The organism is Burkholderia sp. Ac-20349 (assembly GCF_017104865.1).
Lineage (GTDB): Bacteria > Pseudomonadota > Gammaproteobacteria > Burkholderiales > Burkholderiaceae > Burkholderia > Burkholderia aenigmatica.
The window spans coordinates 1-2,822 of sequence record NZ_JAAGPM010000297.1; the positions used below are offsets into that span (position 1 = coordinate 1).

The window sequence follows — 2,822 nt, forward strand, 5'->3', positions numbered from 1 at the left end:
GGCAGCGACAGCGTGGCGGAAACGATGGTTCCGGCGACGAAACCCAGTTGCACCGCGCTGGTCAGCATCGCTTCGTCGAACGGCGCGATCGCGTGCGACAGCTTGATCAGCGCCATCGCCGTGGTCGCCGACGCCGCGGCCGCCACGGCCGCTGCCTCGTTCTGCGGGTTCTGGCGGTCGATGAGGTAGAAGTCGAGCACGCGGCGCGCGATCGGGCCGGCGGCCTGCGCACCCCAGCCGCCGTTCTCGACGACCAGCGCGACGGCGATCTGCGGATGGTCGACCGGCGCGTAGGCGATGAACAGCGCGTGGTCGCGCAGGTGCTCGGCGAGCAGGTGGCCCTTGTAGTTGGAGCCTTGCAGCGAGAACACCTGCGCGGTACCGGTCTTGCCGGCGGCGAGGTACGGCGCGCCGCGGAATACCTTGTACGCGGTGCCGGACGGGTTCTCGATCACGTTCTCCATCCCGCGCTTCACGACGTCGATGTCGGCCTGCTTGAGCGGGATCACTTCGCTTTCCTTCGGCACGGTCAGGTGGCGCCCGCGCGTGATCGGATCCTCGACTTCCTTCACGAGGTGGGGTTTCATCACGACGCCGTTGTTCGCGAGCGTCGCGGTCGCGTGCGCGAGTTGCAGGATCGTGAACGAGTTGTAACCCTGGCCGATCCCGAGGCTGATCGTCTCGCCGTCGAACCACTTCTGTTGCGCGGCCTTCTTGAACGCCTTCTTCTTCCAGTCGGTCGACGGCAGGATCCCGCGCGCCTCGCCCTGGATGTCGATCCCGGTGATCTGGCCGAAGCCGAACGGCTTCATGAAGTTCGCGATCGAGTTCACGCCGAGGTCGCGCGCGAGCATGTAGAAGTAGGTGTCGTTCGACACCATGATTGCCTTGTTCATGTCGACCCAGCCCTGGCCCGAGCGCACGTCGTTGCGGAACGTGTGGCCGCCGAACGTGAAGTAGCCGGGATCCTGGAAGCCCCAGCCCGGCGTGCGCTTGCCGAGCGTCAGGCCGGCGAGCGCCATGAACGGCTTGTACGTCGAGCCGGGCGGGTAGGTGCCGTGCAGCGGGCGGTTCAAGAGCGGCTTGTCGGTCGAGTTGTTCAGCTCGTCCCAGGTCTGCTGGTCGATGCCGTCGACGAACGAGTTCGGGTCGAAGCTCGGCGACGACACGAACGCGAGCACGTCACCCGTCTTCGGCTCGATCGCGACCAGCGCGCCGCGCTTGCCGGCGAACGCCTGCTCGGCGACCTGCTGCAGCCCGATGTCGAGCGACAGCACGAGGTTGTTGCCGGGCGTCGCCTGCGTGCGCGACAGCGTGCGCACCGGCCGGCCGCCAGCCGTCACCTCGACTTCCTCGAAGCCCGTCAGCCCGTGCAGCTCGGTCTCGTAGCTCTGCTCGACGCCGATCTTGCCGATGTAGTCGGTGCCCTTGTAGTTGTTCGCGTCGCGGCGCGGATCGTAGTTTTCCTGGTCGCTGTCGTTGTCGTCGCTCATCGCGTCGATGCGATCCTGGTCGCGCTTCGAGATCCGGCCGATGTAGCCGATCACGTGCGCGGCCGTCGTGCCGAGCGGATATTGGCGGAACAGCCGCGCGCGCACATCCACGCCGGGGAAGCGGAAGCGCTGCGCGGTGAAGCGCGCGACTTCGGCGTCGGTGAGCCGGGTGCGGATCGGCAGGCTCTCGAAGTTCTTCGAGTCTTCCTGCAGCTTCTTGAAGCGGCGGCGGTCGCGCGCGTCGATCGGGATGATCTCGGACAGCTTGTCGATCGTGTTGTCGAGCGTGTCGTCGAGCTTCGACGGCGTGATCTCGAGCGTGTACGCCGAATAGTTCTTCGCGAGGATCACGCCGTTACGGTCGGTGATGATCCCGCGGTTCGGCACGATCGGCGCAACCGAGATGCGGTTTTCCTCGGCCTGCAGCGCGTATTTGCCGTGCTGCATCAGCTGCAGGTAGAAGAAGCGGCTCGCGAGCAGCCCGAAGCAGACGAACACGAACACGCCCGCCGCCGCGACGCGCAGGCGGAACTTCGAGAGCTGCTGTTGGGTGTCGTTGAATTCGGTCATGCGATTAGGTGCGACGTGGCCCGCGCACGGCGTGCCGGTGCGGGCGAGGTGCCGCCCCGGAGCGCGGCGCGCGGCGGGCGTGGGGGCGGCGGGTATTCAAGGCAGGCCCCTGGCTCAGATGGGGCGAGTATCGTCCGGATCGACCGGGCGGCGTTGCGGCATCAGCAGCAGGTGGCTCGCGATCGGCCACAGCGCGGCTTCGACGAAGCCGTCGACCAGGTAGCGCCAGCCCGGGAACGCGGCGCCCATCACGAGGCGGATCACGAACGGTACGAGCTGCGCGACGACCAGCAGCGGCGTGACGTACAGCACCTGCACGCCGATCGGCATCCACAGCACGCGGCGGTGGATCGTGATCGCGCCGTACGACAGCAGCGTATAGGCAAGCGCATGCTCGCCGAGCAGCCCGGCGTCATGCACGTCCATCAGGATGCCGAGCGCGAACGCGACGCCCATCCCGACCTTGCGCGGCTGGTGGATGTTCCAGAACAGCAGCACGAGTGCGACGAAGTCGGGCACGCCGGGCAGGCGGCCCCACGGCATCAGGTTCAGCAGGAATGCGGCGGCGAGACTGAAGACGATGAAGTACGGATTGACCGGCTGCAGGATGTATTGCGGGCGATTCATCGCTGGGCTCCTGGTTGCCCGGTTGCGGGCTTCGCGGGCGCGGCGGCGGGCTTGGCCGGCGCGGCCGGTGCGCTGTTGTTGCTCGCGGGCTGCGAGAAGTCCGGTGCGCCGGTCACGCAGCCCGATACGGCC

The 2,822-nt window shown here is 67.4% G+C and carries 2 protein-coding genes; both read right to left on the bottom strand.

Annotated elements, in window-relative coordinates:
• Positions 1–2,063 (bottom strand): penicillin-binding protein 2 (gene mrdA / locus G3N61_RS38635; RefSeq protein WP_241018125.1); only part of this gene is annotated, 2,063 nt, incomplete at its 3' end.
• Positions 2,064–2,177: 114 nt separating this feature from the next.
• On the bottom strand, positions 2,178–2,690 hold the full coding sequence (gene mreD, locus G3N61_RS38640; protein ID WP_009687274.1) for a rod shape-determining protein MreD: 513 nt from the start codon (positions 2,688–2,690) through the stop codon (positions 2,178–2,180).
• Between the last annotated feature and the right edge of the window lie 132 nt (positions 2,691–2,822).